The sequence below is a fragment of the Aurantiacibacter flavus genome (assembly GCF_039710615.1).
In the GTDB taxonomy this organism is placed as follows: domain Bacteria; phylum Pseudomonadota; class Alphaproteobacteria; order Sphingomonadales; family Sphingomonadaceae; genus Alteraurantiacibacter; species Alteraurantiacibacter flavus.
In genome coordinates this window covers 143,068-164,523 of the sequence record NZ_JBDLBR010000002.1, presented here as the reverse complement: position 1 = coordinate 164,523, position 21,456 = coordinate 143,068, and the positions used below count along the sequence as shown (strand labels likewise).

Annotated in this window: 26 protein-coding genes; 16 read left to right on the top strand and 10 right to left on the bottom strand. The window is 60.2% G+C overall.

All coding sequences use genetic code 11. From position 1 onward, the window contains the following. Window positions 1-91: 91 nt before the first annotated feature. Window positions 92-445 carry a hypothetical protein gene (locus tag ABDJ38_RS05505; protein ID WP_346784080.1) on the bottom strand — a complete coding sequence of 118 codons (354 nt, stop codon included), beginning with the start codon at window positions 443-445 and terminating at the stop codon, window positions 92-94. Between the two features lie 170 nt (window positions 446-615). Further along, window positions 616-1,644, bottom strand: a complete 1,029-nt coding sequence (gene pspF / locus ABDJ38_RS05500; RefSeq protein WP_346784079.1) for a phage shock protein operon transcriptional activator — start codon at window positions 1,642-1,644, stop codon at window positions 616-618. A 151-nt stretch (window positions 1,645-1,795) separates the two neighbouring features. Here pspF and ABDJ38_RS05495 point away from each other — a divergent pair, with 151 nt between their 5' ends. From ABDJ38_RS05495 to ABDJ38_RS05455, 9 genes are all read left to right on the top strand, one after another. After that, window positions 1,796-1,951, top strand: coding sequence for a hypothetical protein (locus ABDJ38_RS05495; protein WP_346784078.1), 156 nt, complete (start codon window positions 1,796-1,798; stop codon window positions 1,949-1,951). Between the two features lie 80 nt (window positions 1,952-2,031). Then, window positions 2,032-2,778: a phage shock protein PspA gene (gene pspA, locus ABDJ38_RS05490; RefSeq protein ID WP_346784752.1), complete on the top strand. Its 747-nt coding sequence runs from the start codon at window positions 2,032-2,034 to the stop codon at window positions 2,776-2,778. Window positions 2,779-2,781: 3 nt separating this feature from the next. Then, on the top strand, window positions 2,782-3,087 hold the full coding sequence (pspB, locus tag ABDJ38_RS05485) for an envelope stress response membrane protein PspB (RefSeq protein WP_346784077.1): 306 nt from the start codon (window positions 2,782-2,784) through the stop codon (window positions 3,085-3,087). Further along, entirely contained in the window at window positions 3,084-3,461 is a 378-nt protein-coding gene (pspC, locus tag ABDJ38_RS05480; RefSeq protein ID WP_346784076.1) for an envelope stress response membrane protein PspC, read from the top strand. The genes pspB and pspC overlap by 4 nt, the downstream gene beginning before the upstream one ends. A 37-nt stretch (window positions 3,462-3,498) precedes the next feature. Further along, the gene (locus tag ABDJ38_RS05475) at window positions 3,499-3,828 is read left to right on the top strand and encodes a hypothetical protein (protein ID WP_346784075.1); all 330 of its coding nucleotides are present in this window, start codon (window positions 3,499-3,501) and stop codon (window positions 3,826-3,828) included. Further along, window positions 3,825-4,109: a hypothetical protein gene (locus tag ABDJ38_RS05470; protein WP_346784074.1), complete on the top strand. Its 285-nt coding sequence runs from the start codon at window positions 3,825-3,827 to the stop codon at window positions 4,107-4,109. Before ABDJ38_RS05475 ends, ABDJ38_RS05470 begins: the two co-directional genes overlap by 4 nt. After that, a complete protein-coding gene (locus ABDJ38_RS05465; RefSeq protein WP_346784073.1) occupies window positions 4,106-4,342 on the top strand; it encodes a hypothetical protein in 237 nt (78 codons plus the stop codon). The genes ABDJ38_RS05470 and ABDJ38_RS05465 overlap by 4 nt, the downstream gene beginning before the upstream one ends. A gap of 152 nt (window positions 4,343-4,494) precedes the next feature. Beyond that, window positions 4,495-4,902: a SufE family protein gene (locus ABDJ38_RS05460; protein WP_346784072.1), complete on the top strand. Its 408-nt coding sequence runs from the start codon at window positions 4,495-4,497 to the stop codon at window positions 4,900-4,902. A 1-nt stretch (window position 4,903) separates the two neighbouring features. Beyond that, window positions 4,904-5,257 carry a YbaN family protein gene (locus tag ABDJ38_RS05455; protein WP_346784071.1) on the top strand — a complete coding sequence of 118 codons (354 nt, stop codon included), beginning with the start codon at window positions 4,904-4,906 and terminating at the stop codon, window positions 5,255-5,257. 4 nt (window positions 5,258-5,261) lie between these two features. Here ABDJ38_RS05455 and ABDJ38_RS05450 read toward each other — a convergent pair whose 3' ends face one another. After that, window positions 5,262-5,798, bottom strand: a complete 537-nt coding sequence (locus tag ABDJ38_RS05450) for a sterol desaturase family protein (protein WP_346784070.1) — start codon at window positions 5,796-5,798, stop codon at window positions 5,262-5,264. Window positions 5,799-5,845: 47 nt separating this feature from the next. Then, window positions 5,846-6,271, bottom strand: coding sequence for an acyl-CoA thioesterase (locus ABDJ38_RS05445; RefSeq protein WP_346784069.1), 426 nt, complete (start codon window positions 6,269-6,271; stop codon window positions 5,846-5,848). Window positions 6,272-6,385: 114 nt separating this feature from the next. On the opposite strand from ABDJ38_RS05445, the gene leuC reads away from it, so the two are divergent. From leuC to grxD, 7 genes are read left to right on the top strand one after another with little or no spacing between them, the layout of a single operon-like run. After that, window positions 6,386-7,825 carry a 3-isopropylmalate dehydratase large subunit gene (leuC, locus tag ABDJ38_RS05440; RefSeq protein ID WP_346784751.1) on the top strand — a complete coding sequence of 480 codons (1,440 nt, stop codon included), beginning with the start codon at window positions 6,386-6,388 and terminating at the stop codon, window positions 7,823-7,825. Further along, entirely contained in the window at window positions 7,812-8,309 is a 498-nt protein-coding gene (locus ABDJ38_RS05435) for a DNA-deoxyinosine glycosylase (protein WP_346784068.1), read from the top strand. The genes leuC and ABDJ38_RS05435 overlap by 14 nt, the downstream gene beginning before the upstream one ends. A gap of 40 nt (window positions 8,310-8,349) precedes the next feature. After that, window positions 8,350-8,517, top strand: a complete 168-nt coding sequence (locus ABDJ38_RS05430) for an isopropylmalate isomerase (protein ID WP_346784067.1) — start codon at window positions 8,350-8,352, stop codon at window positions 8,515-8,517. Further along, window positions 8,517-9,119 carry a 3-isopropylmalate dehydratase small subunit gene (gene leuD, locus ABDJ38_RS05425; protein WP_346784066.1) on the top strand — a complete coding sequence of 201 codons (603 nt, stop codon included), beginning with the start codon at window positions 8,517-8,519 and terminating at the stop codon, window positions 9,117-9,119. The genes ABDJ38_RS05430 and leuD overlap by 1 nt, the downstream gene beginning before the upstream one ends. A 24-nt stretch (window positions 9,120-9,143) precedes the next feature. After that, window positions 9,144-9,467: a DUF1476 domain-containing protein gene (locus tag ABDJ38_RS05420; RefSeq protein WP_346784065.1), complete on the top strand. Its 324-nt coding sequence runs from the start codon at window positions 9,144-9,146 to the stop codon at window positions 9,465-9,467. An 11-nt stretch (window positions 9,468-9,478) separates the two neighbouring features. Then, a complete protein-coding gene (locus tag ABDJ38_RS05415) occupies window positions 9,479-9,712 on the top strand; it encodes a BolA/IbaG family iron-sulfur metabolism protein (protein ID WP_119592731.1) in 234 nt (77 codons plus the stop codon). A gap of 33 nt (window positions 9,713-9,745) precedes the next feature. Further along, complete coding sequence (gene grxD, locus ABDJ38_RS05410) at window positions 9,746-10,075, top strand: Grx4 family monothiol glutaredoxin (RefSeq protein WP_346784064.1); 330 nt, start codon at window positions 9,746-9,748, stop codon at window positions 10,073-10,075. A gap of 1,121 nt (window positions 10,076-11,196) precedes the next feature. Here the strand turns inward: grxD and ABDJ38_RS05405 are convergent. The 6 genes from ABDJ38_RS05405 to ABDJ38_RS05380 all read right to left on the bottom strand — a co-directional run bounded on the left by ABDJ38_RS05405 (window position 11,197) and on the right by ABDJ38_RS05380 (window position 21,305). Next, window positions 11,197-14,409: a type I restriction endonuclease subunit R gene (locus ABDJ38_RS05405; RefSeq protein WP_346784063.1), complete on the bottom strand. Its 3,213-nt coding sequence runs from the start codon at window positions 14,407-14,409 to the stop codon at window positions 11,197-11,199. A gap of 3 nt (window positions 14,410-14,412) precedes the next feature. Next, complete coding sequence (locus ABDJ38_RS05400; protein WP_346784062.1) at window positions 14,413-16,242, bottom strand: DUF262 domain-containing protein; 1,830 nt, start codon at window positions 16,240-16,242, stop codon at window positions 14,413-14,415. A gap of 32 nt (window positions 16,243-16,274) precedes the next feature. After that, a complete protein-coding gene (locus ABDJ38_RS05395) occupies window positions 16,275-17,834 on the bottom strand; it encodes a hypothetical protein (RefSeq protein ID WP_346784061.1) in 1,560 nt (519 codons plus the stop codon). Between the two features lie 201 nt (window positions 17,835-18,035). Next, a complete protein-coding gene (locus ABDJ38_RS05390) occupies window positions 18,036-18,428 on the bottom strand; it encodes a hypothetical protein (protein WP_346784060.1) in 393 nt (130 codons plus the stop codon). After that, window positions 18,425-19,759, bottom strand: a complete 1,335-nt coding sequence (locus tag ABDJ38_RS05385) for a restriction endonuclease subunit S (protein WP_346784059.1) — start codon at window positions 19,757-19,759, stop codon at window positions 18,425-18,427. Before ABDJ38_RS05385 ends, ABDJ38_RS05390 begins: the two co-directional genes overlap by 4 nt. Then, window positions 19,752-21,305, bottom strand: a complete 1,554-nt coding sequence (locus ABDJ38_RS05380; protein WP_346784058.1) for a class I SAM-dependent DNA methyltransferase — start codon at window positions 21,303-21,305, stop codon at window positions 19,752-19,754. Before ABDJ38_RS05380 ends, ABDJ38_RS05385 begins: the two co-directional genes overlap by 8 nt. Window positions 21,306-21,456: the final 151 nt, after the last annotated feature.

The window sequence follows — 21,456 nt, the reverse complement described above, 5'->3', positions numbered from 1 at the left end:
CCATGTCACGACAATGTCGGGATGCCAGCGGGATAGACCCGCCCGACCAAAATTGCAATGGGCAAGTTTTTACCGAGCGCCGGACGGCCACTCAGTAGTGCTGGCGCGTAAGCGGATCCTGCGATGGCGGAATGGCTGGATTCGGACCGGAGGTCCAGAAATCGGCAGTTTGGGAACCATCGCCCGGATCGAACGCGTCACCATCGTCGATATAGCCCGGGAGTGCTACCGTGGGCGCAACAGTCGGGGCTGGCGCAGGCGAGCTGACCACCTGCTGCACATCGGCGGCCGCCTCGTCGGATGAGTCGCCATAGGTCATAACGATCCAGCCGATCACGCAGATTGCGCCGAAATAGGCCATCGCGCGGAGCACTACAGAGCTCTTGTCGGTCTGGCGGGACGCAGAACGGGCGATATTGCCGCCGAACGCAGACGAATTCGTCACCTGGCGATTCGCGCTGCTCCTGCGAGGAACCGACATCCGCTGTCTCATAGGCTGTTGCTGACCCTTGCTCGTCTGACGGGCACACCGATCCCGCTCAAATTCTCTGCTTTCTTGCTTACCATGGGGTTTCTAGCGCCATAGAGTTTGCGGGAGGTTAAGTCCGCGCAGCGTCACTCCTGCTTGTCGATCCCGTGCTTGCGGATGCAATGGCGCAACTGGTCGTAGCTCAGGCCGAGCGCCTGCGCGGTCTGACGCTGGTTCCAGCGGTTGCGGCCCAGCGCATGGACGAGAATGGCCCGCTCATGCTCGTCAACTGCCGCACGCAGATCGTCGATCTCGTCAAAACGGTCAGGCGCCGGAGCTGAAGCGACAGCCGACGCGGCCGGAGCCGGACTTGCCGAGGGCACAGGCATCGCGGCCGGCTTCCATGGCGACTGGAATGGATCGAACACCACGTCCCCGATCGGGTTGCTCCAGTCGTCCCAGCGATAGACCGCACGTTCCACCACATTGCGCAGTTCGCGCACGTTGCCCGGCCAGGGGAAGTCCTCCAGCGCCTCGGCCACGTGAGAGGCATAGCCGGGCCATTCCTCCCACCCCAGTTCGGCGGCCATACGCCGTCCGAAATAGTCCGCCAGCACCGGCACGTCTCCTTCGCGCACGCGTAAAGGCGGCAAGGTGATGACCTCGAAGCTCAGCCTGTCGAGCAGGTCCGCTCGAAAGGTCCCGGCATCGGCGCGCGCGGGCAGATCCTCGTTAGTGGCAGCCACGATCCGCACATCCACCCGCATCGGCCGGCTCGATCCGATCCGCGTGACTTCGCCATATTCCACCGCACGAAGCAGCCGCTCCTGCGCCCCCATCGACAAGGTGCCAAGCTCATCGAGAAACAGAGTACCGCGGTCGGCCTCTTCGAAGCGCCCCTCGCGCGCCTTGGTGGCGCCGGTGAAGGCCCCCGCCTCGTGCCCGAACAACTCGGCCTCGATCAGCGTTTCGGGCAAGGCCGCGCAGTTCATGGTTACGAGCGGCTCTTCCCAACGGTCGGAAAGACGGTGGAGGCGTTCGGCGATCAGTTCCTTGCCCGTCCCGCGCTCGCCAATCACCAGCACCGGGCGGCGCATAGGCGCGGCGCGGCTGGCGCGCTCGACCGCGTCAAGGAAGGCACTCGATTGCCCGATAAATTGCGTTGCCCGCTCCATGGCCGATTTCTAGCGAATTTTCCCAAGCCTTGGCAATAATTACCAATCGCACCTGCGTTGGATTTTTCACAAGTCCATGAAATTTCGGTAAATCTCAGTTTGGCACGGCATTTGCAATTCATGGACCGTACAGCAATCAGGAGTTTTCGCCATGTCCCCTTCCCGCTTCTTCGCCAGCGAACTCGGTCAAGCCGCGCTCGTCAGCGTGGCGGCCATGGTGGCCTTCGTTACCTTCACCGCGCTCGCCCCGGGCAGCGCCTCAGCCACCTCTATGGCGGTGCCCATTACCTCGGCGGCACTCGCGTGAGCAATAAGCCACCCTTCAACCTTGCCGCGCTTGGCAGCGTGGACGTGAAGGCCGATAAGGGCACCCGGCTCGATCGCGAGATCGAACGTTTGCGCACCACTCCCACGCCGGTCGCCCGTGCGATCCATACCGGAGACACCTTGATGGGAATTTTTTCTCGTACCCGCGACATCATCGCCGCGAACTTTTCTGAATTGCTCGATCAGGCAGACGATCCAGCGAAGATGATCCGCATGATCATCCTCGAAATGGAGGAAACGCTGGTCGAGGTGCGCGCCTCTGCCGCGCGCACTATCGCCGACCAGAAGGAAATGCACCGCCACACCGTGAAGCTCGACCGGCTTCAGGCCGACTGGGGCGACAAGGCCCAACTCGCGCTGAGCAAGGACCGCGAGGACCTCGCCCGCGCCGCGCTGATGGAGCGGCGCAAGGCGGCCGAAATGTCGGATCAGCTCAAGGCCGAGATCGCCGTGCTCGACGATGCGCTGCGCGCCTACGAGGCCGACATCGCCAAGTTGCAGAGCCGCCTGCGCGAAGCGCGCAGTCGCCAGAGCCAGATCGCGGCCCGCCTTGAAAGCGCGGAAAACCGTTTCAAGCTGCGCAACCTGATGACGAACGAGCGCGTCGACGAGGCGCTCGCCCGGTTCGACCAGCTCGAACGCCGGGTCGACTATGCCGAAGGCCGCGCCGACTCGCTCGAGATCGGCGGCAAGGGCAAGAAAACGCTCGCCGACGAATTTGCCGAACTGGAAGGCGGCGACAAGGTCGACGAAGAACTGGAAGAATTGAAGCGCGCGCTCGGCAAAAGCGCGAATAAGGAAGGATAAGCCATGGATGATCTGATGCCCGCCTTTGCCATTGCCTCGATCTTCATCGGCTTGCCCTGGATCGTTCTGCACTACGTGACCAAGTGGAAAACCGCCGCCACCATCACCACCGACGACGAAGTGCTGCTGGAAGAGCTTTATCAGCTTGCCAAGCGCCTCGATGAACGGATGGACACGGTCGAACGGCTGGTCGCCTCCGACAACCCCGAGTTCAAGCCCGCGCGCATCCACGCCGACCGCGAAATCGATAATGTCCCGCTGAACGAACTCGAAAAGATGCTCGCCGAGAAGAAAGGAACCCGCGCATGAACTCGCCCCGCACCAAGCTCTATCGCGACAAGCAGAACGCCAAGCTGTTTGGTGTTTGCGCAGGGATTGCCGATTATACCGGCGTTGACGCCTTCTGGGTGCGCATCGCCACGGTGTTCCTGACCTTTGCCACCGGCGGTTGGACGATCCCGGCCTATGTTATCGCCTGCGTGATCCTGAACAAGAAGCCACCTTATCTTTACGCCGAGCCGGAAGAGACACGCTACTGGCAGTCGGTTCGCCAGAGCCCGAAGCGCACCGCGCGCGAAATCCGCGCCCGGATGAAGGATGTCGACCGCCGCCTGGCCGATGTGGAGAGCTACTATGTGAGCAGCAATCCGCGCCTGTCCGCCGAAATCGAGCGGCTGCGCTGAGTCGGGCAAATCTGAAGGCAAGACAGGGAGCAAGACAATGGGCGATCTGACAGGACTGATCGGCGTGATGATCCCGATTATCGCGCTGTGCATCCCGATCATGGTGATCTGGACCAAGCACAAGCAGAAGATCGCGCAATTGCAGGTGGATACCACCGCCCAAAATACCGCCGAACGCGCCGCGCAATATGCCTCGCAGGTGCAGCAGCTGGAGGACCGGGTACGCGTGCTCGAACGCATAGTGACCGACGGCGGCTACGATGTCGCCACCCAGATCGAAGCCCTGCGCGACACCCGCAAGGTCGAGGATCGCGAAAACGGCATTCCACTCGACCTGCCGACCAAGACAAAGGAGCGCACGCAATGAGCCTGTGGACGATGATCTTCCTGCTGGCAATCTGCGGCATGGCCTATGCCGCCTGGAACAGGCATCAGGAAAGCAAACAGGGTGTGGTGCGCGACATGTGGGGCAATCCCGTCTCGGACGGTAACGCCGACCGCGCCCGCGAAGAGGAAATGGCCCGCGAACTGGCTGAGCTGCGCGACCGGGTGAAGGTGCTCGAACGGATCGCCACCGAGGACCGCGAAAGCCTCAGCCTCGCCCGCGAAATCGAGCAACTGCGTGACGAAAGGAGCAAGTCGCAATGAGCGAGAGCATGCTGATGGCATTGAGCGCGGTATTGTCGCTGGCGATCCTCGCCGGGGTGGCCCTGGTGATGTGGCAGGGCTGGCTGACGCTGAAGCTGCGCGAGCTGGAGACGGCGCACGGATCGCCCGAGCGCTTCGGTGGATCGCGCGAAGGCGCGGCACGAATCGAGATTGCCGACCTCAAGGAACGTATTCGCAAGCTCGAAGCCATCGCCAGCGGGGTTGATCTGTGATTTCTTGCCCCGCCGGTTGCAATTTGTCCCGCTCGTCCTGAGCTTGTGGGAAGCGAAGCTGGCCGGTAGGCCTACGACTGCTTTTCCTTCAAATGCTGCGTCGCAAGAAGAAGAGCAACCCTTCGACAAGCTCAGGGTGAGCGGAGATTGTTTTGAGAAGTCTGGAAGACATCCACGAGGAATACGACTTCCTCGATGCCGACGAACGTTATCGCCTGCTGATCGAGCTGGGCCGCGAGCTGGAGGAAATGCCCACCGCGCTCAAAACCGACGCTACGCTGGTGCGCGGGTGCTCGGCGCAGGTCTGGGTCTATCCCACGGGCGATGCCGAAAAACTGCACTTCCTCGCGGATTCGAACGCCGCGATCACCAAGGGGATCGTCGCGCTGGTGGTATCGGCGGTGCAGGACAAGCCGGCCGCGGAAGTCGCCGCTAAGGATGTAGCCGCAGCGCTCGAACCGTTCGACCTCAAGAACCAGCTTTCCTCCAACCGCACGCAAGGCGTCCCCAACATGATCGCACTGGTGCGCGAGCATGCGGCGCGAATAGCGAGCGCCTGACATGAACAGCCGGCTCTGGACCCTCGCCGGAGCGTTCTTCTTCTGCCTTGGCTGGATCGGCATCGTGCTGCCGCTTATGCCGGGCTTCGTGTTCCTGCTGGTGGCGCTGTTCTGCTTCCTGCGCGGCCATCCCGAATGGGCCGAGCGGATGCAGAACCACAAGGTCTATGGCCCGCCCCTGCGCGACTGGCGCGAAAGGCGTGCGATCTCGCGCAAGGCAAAGAAATCGGCAGTGATCGCCATGGCGATTGCCGGGGCGATCACCACGGCCACGGTCGGCTTTCCGATTGCGCTGATCCCACTAACTTGCCTTGCGGCCGTAGCTGCATGGCTCTGGACCCGCGCCGAGGCGTAAGCGGCTAGAGGTTGCGTCCTACCGGCTGCGCGCTTTCACGGACCACGGCGATCCCCGCCTCGCGCTGGCGGCGCAGTTCGGCCTTGAGCTTTGCCGGGTCTTGCGCCCAGACGAAGCCGAAGCTCACTCCGCCTTCCTTGCCCACGGTCGCATGATGCAACCGGTGCGCCTGCACCAGCCGTTTGGCATAGCCGCGCTTGGGTACCCAATGGAAATAGCGCTGATGCACCAGTCCGTCGTGAACCAGCGTGTAGATTATGCCATAGAACAGGATACCGAGCCCGATCCACGTCGCAGGCCACCAGGCATGCTCGCCCATCACCATGGGAGAACCGAGCGCAAACATGGCAATGCTCATCGCCGCGCCGACCACGGCATAAAGATCGTTCTTCTCTAGCGGATTCGCATGCGGCTCATGATGGTCGCGGTGCCACCCCCAGCCCCAGCCATGCATGATGTACTTGTGGCTCGCCCAGGCGACCCATTCCATCCACGCAACGGTGGCCAGCACGATCAGCGCGGGGAGGAGAACATCGGTCATGGCCAAGCTATAGGCCCATCCGTTGCACCTTGCCAGATGCGAGCGTCTCAATCGCCGCGATAGGTATCCTGCTTGCGCGGCAGGCCGAAGCACTGTTCGGCCACGTCACGGTCGATCCGCGAGGGGCGCAAACTATCCTTGTCAAGACAGCACCACATGCTCTTGATTTCAGCCAGGACTTCCTCACCCCGAGCAATCACCGTGTTGTAAAACGCGCGCGCGCCGGCAACCTTTTCCAGCACCGTGGTGGCATTGATATCGTCGGCCAGGAAGGCGGGTTTGCGGTAGGTGATCTCGTGCTTGAGCGCGACCCAGGCGATCCGCGCGGCCTCTTCCGCCGGGGCCAACTTGTTCCAGTGCGCCAGCACCACGTCCTGCACCCAGCCCAGATAGCGGGCATTGTTGACGTGCCCCATGAAGTCGATGTCGTCGGCTTCGATGGTGATCGGCATGGTGTGGGAATTTGCTGCCATAAGTTTCAAATAGCTACCGGAGGCACTTTTGCCAAGGTGTCTATTATGCCCGATCACCGCCCGTATGGCGAGCGCCGACTTGGCGAGGGGGCAAAGGATCGCTATCTGCCCCGCATCATGACCGCCAGAACACTCTACGAAAAAATCTGGGATGCCCATGTCGTCGCTCAGCGCGAGGATGGCACCTGCCTGATCTTCATCGACCGCCACCTCATCCACGAGGTGACCAGCCCGCAGGCGTTCGAGGCGCTGCGCATGGCTGGCCGCACGGTGCGCCGCCCCGAGCTGACGCTGGCCGTGCCTGACCATAACGTGCCCACCACCCCGCGCGTCGATGCGGCGGGCAAGCGAATTCCGATCGCCGACCCGCAGAGCGCGCAGCAGCTCGCGGCGCTGGAAAAGAACGCGCCCGAATTCGGCATCCGATATTTCGGCGCCACGGCGCGCGAGCAGGGAATCGTCCACGTGGTCGGCCCCGAACAGGGTTTCTCGCTGCCCGGCACGACAATTGTTTGCGGCGATTCGCACACCGCCTGTCACGGCGGCATCGGCGCATTGGCCTTCGGAATCGGCACGAGCGAGGTGGAGCATGTGCTCGCCACGCAAACGCTCCAGCTGCGCAAGTCGAAGACGATGGAAGTGCGCGTCGAGGGCGATCTCGGCCCCGGCGTCACCGCCAAGGATCTGATCATGCACATCGTCGGTGCCATCGGCACCGCTGGCGGCACCGGCCACGTGATCGAGTATCGCGGCAAGGTGTTCGAACAGATGAGCATCGAGGCGCGTCTCACCGTCTGCAACATGAGCATCGAGGGCGGCGCGCGCGCAGGCCTGGTCGCGCCCGACGAGACGACCTTCGCCTATCTCAAGGACCGTCCGCTGGCCCCCAAGGGTGCCGAGTGGGACGAGGCCGTTGCCTACTGGAAGACGCTCCACACCGACGACGGCGCGACGTTCGACAAGTCGGTGGTGATCGACGCTTCGGTGATCGAGCCGACCGTGACCTGGGGCACCAGCCCCGAGGACACCGTTGGCATTTCGGGCGCGGTTCCCGATCCGATGAGCTTTGCCGATCCGAACAAGCAGCGCGCGGCGCAGGCGAGCCTCGAATACATGGGCCTGACGCCCGGCCAGAAGCTGGCCGAGGTCGAGGTGCAGAACATCTTTATCGGCTCGTGCACCAACAGCCGCATTGAGGACATGCGCGCCGCCGCCGAAGTGCTGCGCGGGCGCAAGGTTCACCCGAACATCAAGTGGGGCATCGTGGTGCCCGGCTCGGGCCTCGTGAAGCTGCAGGCCGAGGCCGAAGGGCTGGACAAGGTGTTCACCGAGGCGGGCCTCGAATGGCGCGAGCCGGGTTGCTCGGCCTGCCTTGGCATGAACCCCGATAAGGTTCCTCCGGGCGAACGCTCGGCCTCGACCAGCAACCGCAACTTCGTCGGCCGGCAGGGTCCGGGCGCGCGCACGCACCTCGTGTCGCCCGCCATGGCCGCAGCGGCGGCGGTAACCGGACGCCTCACCGACGTGCGCGAACTGGTGCGTGAGCCTGCGTAAAAGCGGCTTCGGCGCGGTCGTCGATAGCGATACGCGCCTCGTCATCCTCGGCTCGCTACCGGGTGAACGCTCGCTCGCCGAGCGGCGTTATTATGCGCATCCGGGCAATGGCTTCTGGCATCTCGTCGGCGCGGTGATCGGGTGCGATCTGGTGTCGCTCGACTATGAGGCCCGGATCGCCACCCTGCGCGCCCATCGCATTGGCCTGTGGGACACTGTCGCCTCGGCGGAGCGCAGCGGCAGCCTCGACACCGCCATTCGATCTCACGAGGCAAACCCGCTAGCCGAGTTCGCCGCCAGCCTGCCCCATCTGCGCGCCCTCGCCTTCAACGGCGCGAAGTCCGCCAGGATCGGGCGCAGACAGCTGGCCGGACAGACCGCGCCCGAGCTGGTCGACCTGCCCTCCTCCAGCGCCGCCTATGCCGCCATGCCGCTTGCAGAAAAGACCGAGCGCTGGCTCACACTGCGCAATTTTCTCGGCTGACCCTTGCAACCGGGCCGCCGCGCGCGCATCTGGCCTCATTATGACCAAGACGAAGATCCCTGGCGGAAAGGCCGCCCTTGCAGGCGCTGCCATCGGCTCGGCCGCGATTGCCGCAGCGCTCCTGTTCACCTCGCGCAAGAAGAAGTCGGTCAACGAGGCCGAGCAGTTGCCACCGATACCCTCGGGCGAAGCACCGGAGACCGACTGATGGAGAAAGTGACCGAGGTCGAAGGCCGCGCCTATCCGTTCGGGATGAAGAACGTCGATACCGACATCATCATCCCCGCGCACTTCCTCAAGACCGTTACGCGCGACGGGCTTGGCGAAGGCGCGTTCGAGGCACTGCGCAAAGACGGCGATTCGGTGTTCGATAATCCCGAATTCGCCGGTGCCCCGATCATTATCGCAGGCGACAACTTCGGCTGCGGGTCGAGCCGCGAACACGCCGCCTGGGCCCTGCTCGACATGGGCGTGAAGGCCGTGATCGCGCCGAGCTTTTCCGACATTTTCAGCGGCAACGCGTTCAAGAACGGTATTCTTACCGTGGCCCTGCCGCAAGAAGCGGTCGACCGGCTGATGGAAGTCGCCCAGACCGATCCCATCACCATCGACCTCGAAAACCAGAGTGTGAGCACGCCCTTCCAGGACCGCTGGACCTTCGAGATCGACCCGTTCCGCAAGAACTGCCTGCTCGAAGGGCTCGACGAAGTTGGATTGACGATGCAAAGCGATGCCGTAATCAGCGCTTTTGAAGACCGCCTGCGCCGCGAGCAACCGTGGGTGGCAAGCGGCACGAAGGCTGCCGCCTAGCTTTTTTCCTGAGGGGACCCACGCATGACCAGTTTCAACGACCGCGAACGCGCCGAGGAGGCCAAGTTCGCCCTCGACGAGAACACCACCTTCCGCATCGCCGCGCGCCGCAATCGCTTGCTGGGCGAATGGGCCGCCAAGTTGATGAACCTCACCCCCGAGGAAGCCGAAGCCTACAAGAAGGCGGTCGTTCAGGCCGACTTCGAGGAAGCAGGTGACGAGGACGTGATCCGCAAGGTGCTCGGCGATCTCACCCAGGCCGGCTGCGATGTCGACGAAGCCACGGTGCGCGCGCAGCTTGCCGAATGTGCGGTTGAAGCGCGCCGCCAACTGATGAGCGAAAGCTGAGGCCAAAGCCGATGGCAATGCCCGCAGCCGAAATCGAGGCGTTGATCCGCGCCGCCCTGCCCGATGCCGAGGTCGAGATGATCGACCTGGCGGGCGACAACGATCACTGGCACGCACGCGTCACCAGCGCGGCCTTCGTCGGCAAGAGCCGCGTGGCGCAGCACAAGATGGTCTATGCCGCGATCGGCGAGCGGGTGGGAGGCGAACTCCACGCCTTGCAAGTGACCACTGCCGTGCCCAAGTGATTGTCATGATCGAATTTACCAGTGAGTGCCCCCATGTCTGATATCAACGCCCGCCTTGCCAAGATCGTCGGCGATTCCGATGTCGTCCTGTTCATGAAGGGGACGCCGCTGTTCCCGCAGTGCGGCTTTTCCAGCCGCGCGGTGGCGATCCTAGACCATTGCAGCGTCGCCTTCGACAGCGTCGACGTGTTGCAGGACATGGAAGTGCGCCAGGGCATCAAGGCCTTTTCCGACTGGCCGACCATTCCCCAGCTTTATGTGAAGGGCGAGTTCGTTGGCGGCTCAGACATCATGATGGAAATGTACGAAGCAGGCGAATTGCAGGCCCTGCTCGACGAAAAGCAGGTCGCGAAGGCTTCCTGACATTTACCCGCCCCTTCGGGGGCCAACTGCCCATTCCGATCCGCTGCCGGGCCTTGCGCTCGGCGGCGGATTTTTCGTTGCGTCATCGCAATGCTTCAGCCGCGTCTGGCAGCGCTGCAGGGGAGCGGTTGATGTCAGGAAAGCTCGGGCGAGGCGGGGCCGGGAGACAGGTGGGGACCATGGGGAACGGCCCCGCCTCTAACGAAGACCTCGAAAGGTACATTGGAAAAGAAGCATGGCGCGTGCCAGTTCACGCGAGTCCGACAATCCGGCTCAAGACGATGGTTTTCGAAAAGTTAACAACCGCGCAGCTTGTCAAAAAACCCGACACATTGCCGTTCCGTTGTCTTGCCGACGTTAACCTTGGGGGAAAATGGCGCGCCCGACCTGACAAAGATGGGCACTTAAAACACTGGGAAATTATTGTGAGAATCTATGGCGGCTAGATCTTTTGTAAGATCGGACGCCTCGCGACTAGGACGCCAGTAAGATGAGGCGTCAAAATACCGATCTTGGCACCAGTGCATTACCGGTCTGGCGGGTAGTCCGGCATTGCGCCGTCCCACCAGCTTCCATCATCTAGATAAAGGGGTATGGCGATGGTATGCGATCATCTCATTGCGATGTGGATCCTATAGGTATCGCTTAAAACCGGAGGGTGATCTAACAAACCTACCTCCACGTGGGCCATATTCGATCATCTTCGATGCCGAATAATCCCTGTTGAACTTGGGCTCCGTTCCGACAAGCTCTGTTTCTCGAATCTCGCCGGGGTGTTGGGAAATATTATGTTTGTGTGACCAAGCTTTCTTCCCAAAGACATTTACGAGAGCCCAGTCGCCTTCTTCGCGAATTACCGCTATTTCTGTTCCTAGCGGCGGCGTGCAACGGATGGCGCTTTCCCGATGCGGTTCGTAGAGGCAATGAGCTTTTTCAGCTACAACATATGCCTTTCCTTCAGACAATGGCCCAATCTCCAATAAAAAGCCCGTCAGTCGATCCGTGTATAAATCGGCCCGCAAGAGATGTATGGTGATCGTCAATCATGGCTTTGCAACTGTAAGTCCGGCAAAGGCTGCAACATTACGGCGAATTGTCGCAGATCCCATCGTTTGCGCTATCTACCACGCCGCTGCGAGGAGCTCGGCCTGCTGGATAACAGTCTGCACAGCCGCGTCCTGGAGGTCTGGTGGGTAACCGTATTTGCGCAGGATGCGTTTCACCAGAACTCGCATTCTCGCGCGTGCCGATTCACGGTGCGCCCAATCGACACTCGCGTTCGCCTTGAGGTTCTCGACCAGTTCAGCGGCGATGATTTTTAGGCTGTCGTTGCCCATGATATCGACCGCGCTCTCATTGTCCGCCAACGCTTCGTAGAAGGCGATCTCTTCGTCGGTGAGCCCTTGGTCCTCGCCTCTCGCCATTTTCTCGCGTATCTCTTTCGCGAGTTCGATCAACGTCTGCAGCACCTCGACAGTGCTGACCGCATTCGTATGATAGCGCGCGATGGCGGCCGTTAGCCGCTCGGAGTATTTCCGACTTTCGACAGCGTGGGTTTGCGACCTCGACCGGATCTTGTCGGCCAGCAGCTTCTTTAGGGCTTCAAGCGCCAGATTGGGCCGCTCGCTATCGCGCATTTCTGCCAGAAATTCATCGGATAGGATCGAGATGTCTGGCGAGGCCATACCCGCCGCTTGCAGGATATCGATAATTTCCGTCGAGACGACCGATCTGTCGATCAGCTGTTGAACCGCGAGTTCGCGATCCTTCTTGGATTTTGTAGCACCGCTACTTTTGACCAGTGCGGCTCGCACAGTCTGATAGAAAGCCACCTCATCGCGGATGGCCTTTGCCTCATCACTTGCGGAGGCCAAGGCAAAGGCCTTGCTTAAGGCCAAGACCGAATCCTGGAAACGGCGATGCGCAGCCTTCCTTGCCTCATCGGTCGTTTCCTTCTGCGCCGCTTCTTGCTGACGAGCCAAAATCCACTCGAGCGCTTCGGCGAGACACTTCAATCGCTGGCGCGGTGTTCCTCGCATTCCCGGCCCGCAATCGAAACCATGGAACATGTTACTTACGACTTCAAAGCGCTCGAGCATCACGCGGATCGCCAACTTTTCGTCGATACCGGTCTTTTCGCGGTCGGATGGCGAATAGATACCAAGCGCTGCTTTCAGGTTTTGGGCGATACCGATGTAGTCGACAACGAGCCCGGCTTCCTTATCGCGGAAAACGCGGTTCACGCGCGCGATGGCCTGCATCAGACCATGGCCGCGCATCGGCTTATCGATATACATCGTGTGCATCGACGGAGCATCGAAGCCGGTCAGCCACATATCGCGCACCAGCACGAGCTTAAGCGGGTCAGTCGGATCCTTGGCGCGTTTCGCCAGCTCATCCCGGCGTGCTTTCCCGCCGATGTGCGCTTGCCATTCCTGCGGGTCCGAAGCACTCCCGGTCATAACAACCTTCACGGCACCCTGCGATACATCATCCGAATGCCAGTCGGGACGGAGGGCCACGATTTCAGCGTAAAGAGCCACGCAGATCCGGCGGCTCATACATACCGCCATTGCCTTGCCGTCCAAAGCCTCCAGACGCCGCTCGAGATGCTCGACCAGGTCGGCAGCGACGAGCTTCAACCGCGCCTTGCTGCCCACCAAGCGCTCGACTGCAGCCCAACGCGCTTTCAGCTTTTCCTGATCCGAGGCAGCCTCATCCTCAGTCAGTTCCTCCACCTCGGCATCGATAAGTGGCACCTGATCTTCCGGCAGCTCGATGCGCGCCAATCGGCTTTCGTAATAGATCGGCACTGTGGCACCGTCTTCGACCGCGCGGCTGATATCGTAGATATCGACATAGTCGCCGAACACCGCTGGCGTATTCACATCGTCCTTCTCAATCGGCGTTCCGGTGAACCCAATGAAGGATGCGTTCGGAAGGGCATCACGCAGATACTTAGCGTGACCATAAGCGCGTTTGCCTGTCTTGGTGTCGATGCGCGCGCGGAAGCCGTATTGCGATCGGTGCGCTTCGTCCGCGATCACGATGATATTTTGCCGCTCACTAACAGGTGCGAGTTCGTCCTCACCCTCGGCCGCCGCGAATTTCTGGATCGTAGTGAAGATCACCCCGCCCGCCGCCCGGTCAAGCTGCACGCGCAGATCATCGCGGCTGTCGGCCTGAACCGGCTTCTGACGGATGAGATCGCTGCACATGGAGAAGGTGCCGAACAACTGGTCGTCGAGGTCATTACGGTCCGTGATGACTACAACGGTGGGATTTTCCAATGCAGGATCGCGAACGAGCAGACCTGCGTAGAACGCCATCAGCAGGCTCTTGCCCGAACCCTGCGTATGCCAGATGACCCCGATCTTCTTGTCGCCCGGCGCCTGCTCTGTCTGACTTGGCAAACCATAGTTGAGCGGACTTTCGCGTAACGGGCCGTCGCCTCTAGCAGTCGCATAGGGCAAAGCACGAAGCGTTGCTGACAAGGCGTTCTGGGCAGCGAAGAACTGGTGATACGCCGCGACAATTTTGACAATCCCGCTGCCTGTATCGCCAAAAACTGTGAAATCGCGCAGCAGACGAAGCAGGTTGCCCCGGTCCAATACCCCTTTGATGAGAGTTTCGAGCTGGGGATCGCTTGTAGGCGCGATGGTTTCACCGTCGACCGAACGCCAGGGCATGAAGCGCTCTTCATCTGCAGTCAGAGAACCGGCTCGCGCCTTGATGCCGTCAGACGTGACCAGCACAGCATTGGTTCGAAACAGAGAAGGTATTTGTGACTTGTAAGTCTGGAGCTGGTTGAAGGCGCCGGACAAGGTTGCGTTCTCATCGCCCGGGTTTTTCAGTTCGAGAACACTTAGAGGCAGGCCATTGACGAACAACACCACGTCCGGGCGGCGATTGTGTCCCTGCTCAATGACCGTGAATTGATTCACTGCCAGCCAGTCATTGTGATCGAACCCGTCGCTACCGCCGAAATCAATCAGGCGAACCCGGTCTCCGCGCATCTTGCCATCGTCGTAGAATTCGACGGGCACGCCCTCGACCAAATATTGATGAAGCCGCCGGTTCTCTTCTATCAGCGATGGCGTTTCGCTTGCTAGAATGCGACGAATGGCCTCTTCGCGCGAGTCAGCGGGGATTGATGGGTTCAACCGCCCCACAGCATCGCGCAGACGGTCGAGCAAGAGCACATCCTGGTAGGCAGCGCGCAAAGGCTGCTGGCTGTCCGGAGACACATCGGGTCCGTGCGCGATCGTCCAGCCCAGTTCACCGAGCCATTCGAGCGCCGCCTCCTCGACGTAGTCTTCAACGAACTTACTCACGAATTACTCTGCCGCTTCGTCCGGGGATTCCGCCTTCGCCGGCACCTCCCAAACTTCCATCGCCCGGTCAGCCATCCAGTTCTGCCGCCGTTCGATCGCTTCGACGTTCCATTCCGTTTCAGGTCGCAGGCGTTTGACGGTCTGGGTTATCTGATCATTCACCCCGTTGAGCTTGATGGTCCCCTGAGATCGAGCCAAAATGAATGACGAACTGTCATAATGCGGGAGCTTCTTTGAGTATGGCTTATTGCCCGCCGCCCGGTTGATCGCCTGCTCAACCCACAGCAGATTTCCAAGACGCTCAACGATGTCCTCGTCTTCGCCTATCTCGCCGAATTCTTCCGATGCAGCATCGGTGGGTGTTTGCGGGTAAATATGCTCGATGTCGTTTCTCGTATCGAGAAAGTGACCGAGGTCTTCCAGCCCGTCGCTACCTCGCGCTTCGATCTCGACGTGCTGCGTTATCTTGGCCAGTAAATACCTGAGGCGATACTGGCGCAAATCCCACGTGTGCATGGTAGCCATCCAGCGATGGAAATCGTCCCGGTGTCGACGCTTTTGCGACGAAATGTATTCGCTAATGAAGTCATCAAGATCCTCTTGCGTCGATACAGATTGAAGCTTTGTTGCGGCCTTGGCGATCTGCCGCTCGTAATCCTTGGCAGGAACGCCCGCGATCAACCATACACACAGTAGGTTCTCAATTTCGCGCGCTAGTCTCGCAAACATCGGCGAGCTCAGATGACGACCGGCCAGATAAAGGATGAAGTGCTGCTTGATGGCACTGCCACCGAGCTTACGTGAGTTCGCAACAGCGCGAACGTCTTTCCCGTCCGGTCCCCTTCCATCGAGGAAGTATGCATAGGCAGTCGCAGCGGCCTTGAGCTTGTCAGCGAAACCGACTGGGTCATTCTCGTGCCCGGTTTCCTTGGCATGGCTCGAGAGCCAGCCGTAAATTTCGTCTTCCCGGAGCTTCTCGTCGCTGCTGTAGTTGGCCATGATGAAATAGCGAAGGAAGCGGAGTGGTTTCTCGCCGGCATCGTAGAGGGTCTGGGTCAGGTCCTTCCAAACGCTCTTGAGGGCATCGAACTGCGTCGCATCGGCATGCATGAACAGCAGGTTCTTGAGCAGATCCATCGCATCGAGCCCGACGCCGCGATCATTGATGGTCTCGAAGATTTTCAACGCGCGGCTTACATTTGGCGTTTCAATGCGGATCAGCTTCACCTTGTTCGTGAAATAGCCGTAGAAAAGCCGAATCTTCTGCCGGTCATCGGAAAGTTCTGCAGCCAGAAATTCGCGCACTGCCTTGTAGGCGTTCGCGAGATTGGTGATTGAACGGGTGCCTTCCGCGGGCGCATCAAAGCCTTCACCTTCGCCATATTTGGCCAGAATGCCCTGTGCGTCTTCATATTGTAGATCGAGGCGCATGCGACCGACGGTGTCACCCTTCCAGTCTGTCGATGCCGCCGCGATTTGCGACGTCAGCGTATCAGGGATGTCCGCGTCGAGATCTTCGAGCGCATCACGGATCGCACAAAGGGTCACGAAGGACGTAGTCATACGCTGCTGACCATCAATCAGGTCGAACACGCCATCTTCGCCTTTGCACACTACGATCGTGCCAATGAAGTATTCCGGCGGCTCCTTTCCATCCGCGGCATCCAATTCCCGGTAGATATCGTCGAGGAATTTATCGACCTCGTCACCGCGCTCTCCCTTGCGGTCGGACTCGCCCCAGACATACTCGCGTTGATAATCAGGAACGCGGTAAAAGTCCTTGAAGACATCCGAGATCTGAAGATCTTTTGAATCAATCGATTGTGTCGACACCCAATTCCCCCTGAGAAACTTCACATGCGACCTTAGCTGGCAGCGGTTCTAATGTGCGCCGGCATATCGGACACGACTATTTGCCGATATTGCGCGTCGAACGTATAATATATGCGCAAACATCGTTCGGGCTGGCGGGTATTCCCCCCATTCTTCAGGTGCCAATTGGCAGACAACCGCCGCCCTTGGTAATCGAAAACGTATTCGTCGCCGCCACAGGGGGCGTTCGTGATACCATCAAAGACCGGAATGTTTGCCAGCGCCCCGCCGCCTTCGACGAACCTCTTGCGAGCGTCTCCGGCCAGCCAGCGAATGCATTCTGCCGCAATAGCGACATCTTGAAAAAGTGCTTTCCGAAGGCCGCGCCGGGCTGAAGGCGTCAATGCCAGCTTGCCCGAGAAGGCAGCATCGCACCACTCGCCAAATTCGTCCCAAGTCTCCGGATCCGGCGCGGCATCGAGCGCAGTTTCTGATTTCGATAGAGCATCCTCCAGCGTTTCGATTCGCGCCCATGATGCGTGCAACTGTCGCTCTGAGGCTTCGGCACGGCTGCTTTCATCTTCCGACAATTGCCATGCTTGATCGACTTGCGATTGCAGCTCTTCAGCTTGTTTCGTCAGCGCTTCAATTTGGGCCAGTGCGGCACTCAGCTTTTCGCTATCACCGGCGCCTTCGCTCGTGCGAGCTTCCTTTGTCGCACGCGTCGCCGCGCTACGCACGGCGGCGAATGAGAGGACATCGTGCCCAAGCCGAGTGCGGCGCAGACTTTCACGCGCTATTACGCGTCGGAGCTCTGAAGCCACGCTCTGAGGGTCACGGTCAACAACCTGACCGAGGATTAGGCGATGGTCACGCGGGTCATCAAGCAGGCTAAGACCGGGTTCATAGACCCGCACACCGCCGTGAAAGACCGACAGCGATTTGCCGAGGGCATCACTTAGTCCGAACGTAAGATCGGCAGGGACCCATACTACGTGAGCAAGGCCACACATTTTTGCAGCGAGATCGTCGACATCGAAGCACGCGTTGCGCGAGTTGTCTGCGCGTTCATCCTCAGTGGCTACGATAATGGGCAGACGCCGGGTTCCTGAATGGAGCCATTCGAGGAGTGTAGCCACGTGCTCCGGTTTGGCAGCATGGTTCGCGCTGCTGTGCATCGGCACATCGCCGTCCCGCAGTCCGCACCGATCGACCACCTGCCGAACAAGTCCGGGGACCGCTGGTTCGATGGTCAACTCCGGCTCAGCCGAGTTGACCACGAGGCGAACGCCAAGCTGGATATCGTCCGCCGGGCTTTTGCGCCCAAGGCTAACTTCGGTCGACCAGATCCGTCCAGGAACGGCCTTGTCCGGGTCGTCTCCGCGCAATGACCAGAGCACGCTGTCTCCCGCCGTGACCAAAGCAGCCATCGTTGTTCGACCAGCCGCCAGCGCTTCGAACGATTGCCCCTCCCAGGCTTCTTTCGGCAATTCGCCTGCTGCGCGTCTGCGGGCCCACCGAAGAACTTCATCCCGCGCCGCGTCCAGGAGGTCGTGATCTTCGTGCGCCGGAATCGTCGCTACAACACGCAGGATTTCGCGCTCTTTAGCCATGCCCGGTAGATTTTGCCGGATGGGAGCCAAGGCCGCTGCCATGGGACCAAGCTGATCGGCGACCGGATTCTCCCGTTTTGTCAAAGGATGACCTCTCTACCAGCGTCTGCATGGCTCACACGACATGTGGGAGCAGCTCGCAACAGGGGGCGCGTGAAAAAGATCGTTAGTTTATTCACGCGCGCATCTCCCGCTGCGTAATCAATAGTTTTCGAGCTTGCGTAAATCGCGATCAATCGCAATCCCTTGCAAGGATTTACGGACGGCTGTTGCGATGTCGCCCCACTCTTCTGCGCCTTCGGCCAGCGCAGTTTCCAACAGCTGGCGTTCGGAATGATCCAGCTGGTCGATGTGCCACGCTATCATCGGATCGACAGTTTGGGCGAACGCCGCTTCCAGCATCGGATGCGGGCCTTCCTGCACCTCTCGGCAATACTCGTCCCAGACGGACTTGAACCGGTAATCGTCCCCGAAAATGCCGCTTGCCGGCATACGCTGCAGGCCGTGGATTACTTTGCGCGTCAGAGCCTGGATACGGGTGTCCGAGAAGCGCCACGCTGTTTTCCAGAGTGTCGAGTCCAGATCGTTGCTCATGCAGCGGAAAGCTCTTCACTCGCCACATCGCCGACGCGGATTTCGCCGGACATCAGTTTGGGCAGCAGCAGGTCGCGGGTTTGGGCGAGGGTGCGGCTTTCATCTTCGGCTTTCTCGGACCGCCTCAGCGCCGACGAAACGAAATCATCAAATGCTTGGATTAGGCCCTCGGATGGAATCACAGCTTCGGAAATTTCAAAAGCATCTTTCGGCAGCATATTAACGGTAGTGCCGTTTGAAAATCTTCGGATGCGTTCTCCAATGGGAGACGAGGAAAGAGCGTAATGCAGCCAGGGTCGAGTTAAGACAGATCCCTCCAGCGGAATTATCTTGTATAAGTGGTGGCTGAAGATGCTCTCCCCCACCCAAGCCGGGACTAACGTCGAAAACCCTATCAACAAGTGATCGAAGCCTTGCTCGGTGTTGGCTACCAGAACATCGCCAACCTCAACGCGATGTCTTGGCTTGTAGTCCCCATCATAATGCTTGAGGCCATGCTGTTTGTATCCACCACCTTCGATTACCGAATTGAGGTTGTGAAGGGGCAGGCCTTCACCAGCTTCAACCAGACCACTGCCCTTATAACTCAACCCCCGTTCAACCCGAACATGTTGTTTTAGCGGTTGACTTAGCCACCCCTCCGGCACGCCACCGTCGTCGAGGCGATTGGGGAAGAGGGACCAGAGGTCCGGCGCGAGATAGGGGGTGTCGCCGGCCATCTTGGCCTTGACCGGGCCGAAGTCGACGAACCAGTCGCGGAACAGCGCCCGCGCCTGCGCCTCCAGCGTCTCGTTCATGCGCCGGTTCAACTCGATCTTGTCGTCGAGGGCCTGAAGGACTTGCAGGAGAAGTTCACGACCTTCGTCGAGAGGCGGCACCTCAATCGCGAGGAAATCCTCTCGCGCCAAGCCGAGATTCGTGGTCCCGGTTGCATGACGCCGACAGTGATCACGTGCCTGCGGTGTCCGCAGCAACCAATAGACGTATTTCCGTTCGGAAAAGTCGTCGTCGAACACGAGTTTAACGGTGTCTTGCGTCAAACGCCCCTGATCAATGGAGGCTGGAACGGTCACGACCGATCCGAGTAAATCAGCCGCCTGTGTTACATCTTTGAGCGAGACGAGAATATCACCAGGGCCGACTAGAATTTTCGGATCACTGGGACCGCCGTAGGTCTTGAGGTTATCAGCTTTAAAACCACCATTGCGAGCAATGCAGGCCAGTCCCAGAAGCCACGGTCCTTCGGTCCCTAGCAACTTGCTCTTGTAGGTAGTGCCACGCTGTAGCCCCGCGAAATCTCCCAGAGTGCCGCCTTGCCTGATATCAATCATCGACGGTGAGCCCCAATAGCTTCTCTCGAATAATGTTGGTCAGTCGCTGACCCTCATCGAACTGATCCTCGAGGGTAGCCTGCAACGTCGCGAACTTCTCGGCAAACGGCACGCCGACATCCTCGACATCTTCCGCGCCGACATAACGTCCCGGCGTCAGCACATAGCCGTGCTTCGCCACCTCCTCATGGCTCGCCGAATAGGCGAGGCCCGGCACGTCCTCGTAATCCTTGCCTTCACGCCAAGCGTGGTAGGTGCTGGTGATCCGCGCAATGTCATCGTCCGAAAACTCGCGCCGGGTGCGGTCGACCATGTGACCGAGCTTGCGCGCGTCGATGAAGAGGATTTCACCGCGCCGGTCGCGCAGCTTGGCATCGCCGACCAGCCCATTCGACTTGTCCTTGGCAAGGAACCACAGGCACACCGGGATCTGCGTCGAATAGAACAGCTGGCCGGGCATCGCGATCATGCAGTCGATCACGTCTCCTTCGACCATCGCCTGCCGGATCTCGCCCTCGCCGCTCTGCGTGGAGGACATCGAGCCGTTGGCCAGCACAACGCCCGCCGTGCCCGCAGGCGCCAGATGGTGCAGGATGTGCTGCAGCCAAGCGAAGTTCGCATTGCCCGCAGGCGGTATGCCGAACTTCCAGCGCCCATCCTCACGCAGCCGGTTGCCGCCCCAGTCGGACACGTTGAACGGCGGGTTGGCGAGCACGTAATCGGCGCGCAGGTCCGACAATTCGTCACGATGAAAGCTGCCGTCGCTGTTCCAGCGGATGTCGGCATCGATCCCGCGCACCGCGAGGTTCATCATGCAGAGCCGCCAGGTCGTATGGTTTGATTCCTGACCATAGACCGCAATGTCGCCGATGCGCCCGCCATGGTTCTCGACGAACTTTTCGGACTGCACGAACATGCCGCCCGATCCGCAGCACGGATCGTATACGCGGCCATCATGCGGCTGCAGCATCTCGACCATCGTGCGCACAACCGAGCGCGGTGTGTAGAACTCGCCGCCGCGCTTGCCCTCAGCGCCCGCGAACTGGCCGAGGAAGTATTCGTAGACGCGGCCGAGCACATCGCGGCTCTGCCCCTCATCGGATTTGAAACCGATGCCGGAGATAAGGTCGATCAGTTCGCCCAGCATGACGGGGTTCAGCGCAGGGCGGGCGTAGTCCTTTGGCAGCACACCCTTGAGTGAAGGGTTCACCTTCTCGATTTCGAGCATTGCCTCGTCGATCAGCTTTCCGATACCCGGCTGCTTGGCGCTGGCCTGCAGGTGCGCCCAGCGGGCGGGCTTGGGCACCCAGAAGACGTTGTCAGCCCGGTATTCGTCCTCGTCCTCGACGCCGTCCGGATACTCTTTTTCGAGTTCAGCGCGCTTGGCCATGAAGCCATCGGAAATATGCTTGAGGAAGATCAGGCCGAGCACGACGTGCTTGTAATCCGAAGGTTCCATATTGGCGCGGATCTTGTCCGCCGCCTTAAACAGCTCGGCCTCGAAACCGAGGTCCCCGCCCTTAGAACTGTCTGCTTTCTTTGCCATTCTCACCCCTCGAACCGTGCGGCTACGGTTGCGATAGCAAGGCTGTGACGGTCTCGCTACGCTCAACAAGCAAATCGGCACAATCATGCTGTGGCTGACCGGTAAAGACTGAAGAAAGCTACCGCAATCACGCAGCATTATATTGATTTTC

Excerpts from the sequence above, each read along its gene's own strand:
- ABDJ38_RS05415 (WP_119592731.1), top strand. The coding sequence starts at position 9,479 with ATGGCAATGCCCGCAGCCGAAATCGAGGCGTTGATCCGCGCCGCCCTG.
- ABDJ38_RS05385 (WP_346784059.1), bottom strand. The coding sequence starts at position 19,759 with ATGATTGATATCAGGCAAGGCGGCACTCTGGGAGATTTCGCGGGGCTA.
- pspF (WP_346784079.1), bottom strand. The coding sequence starts at position 1,644 with ATGGAGCGGGCAACGCAATTTATCGGGCAATCGAGTGCCTTCCTTGAC.
- ABDJ38_RS05465 (WP_346784073.1), top strand. The coding sequence starts at position 4,106 with ATGAGCGAGAGCATGCTGATGGCATTGAGCGCGGTATTGTCGCTGGCG.
- leuD (WP_346784066.1), top strand. The coding sequence starts at position 8,517 with ATGGAGAAAGTGACCGAGGTCGAAGGCCGCGCCTATCCGTTCGGGATG.
- ABDJ38_RS05475 (WP_346784075.1), top strand. The coding sequence starts at position 3,499 with ATGGGCGATCTGACAGGACTGATCGGCGTGATGATCCCGATTATCGCG.
- ABDJ38_RS05455 (WP_346784071.1), top strand. The coding sequence starts at position 4,904 with ATGAACAGCCGGCTCTGGACCCTCGCCGGAGCGTTCTTCTTCTGCCTT.
- ABDJ38_RS05390 (WP_346784060.1), bottom strand. The coding sequence starts at position 18,428 with ATGAGCAACGATCTGGACTCGACACTCTGGAAAACAGCGTGGCGCTTC.
- ABDJ38_RS05420 (WP_346784065.1), top strand. The coding sequence starts at position 9,144 with ATGACCAGTTTCAACGACCGCGAACGCGCCGAGGAGGCCAAGTTCGCC.
- ABDJ38_RS05380 (WP_346784058.1), bottom strand. The coding sequence starts at position 21,305 with ATGGCAAAGAAAGCAGACAGTTCTAAGGGCGGGGACCTCGGTTTCGAG.
- ABDJ38_RS05495 (WP_346784078.1), top strand. The coding sequence starts at position 1,796 with ATGTCCCCTTCCCGCTTCTTCGCCAGCGAACTCGGTCAAGCCGCGCTC.
- pspC (WP_346784076.1), top strand. The coding sequence starts at position 3,084 with ATGAACTCGCCCCGCACCAAGCTCTATCGCGACAAGCAGAACGCCAAG.
- ABDJ38_RS05450 (WP_346784070.1), bottom strand. The coding sequence starts at position 5,798 with ATGACCGATGTTCTCCTCCCCGCGCTGATCGTGCTGGCCACCGTTGCG.
- ABDJ38_RS05445 (WP_346784069.1), bottom strand. The coding sequence starts at position 6,271 with ATGGCAGCAAATTCCCACACCATGCCGATCACCATCGAAGCCGACGAC.
- ABDJ38_RS05430 (WP_346784067.1), top strand. The coding sequence starts at position 8,350 with ATGACCAAGACGAAGATCCCTGGCGGAAAGGCCGCCCTTGCAGGCGCT.
- ABDJ38_RS05395 (WP_346784061.1), bottom strand. The coding sequence starts at position 17,834 with ATGGCTAAAGAGCGCGAAATCCTGCGTGTTGTAGCGACGATTCCGGCG.
- pspB (WP_346784077.1), top strand. The coding sequence starts at position 2,782 with ATGGATGATCTGATGCCCGCCTTTGCCATTGCCTCGATCTTCATCGGC.
- grxD (WP_346784064.1), top strand. The coding sequence starts at position 9,746 with ATGTCTGATATCAACGCCCGCCTTGCCAAGATCGTCGGCGATTCCGAT.
- ABDJ38_RS05470 (WP_346784074.1), top strand. The coding sequence starts at position 3,825 with ATGAGCCTGTGGACGATGATCTTCCTGCTGGCAATCTGCGGCATGGCC.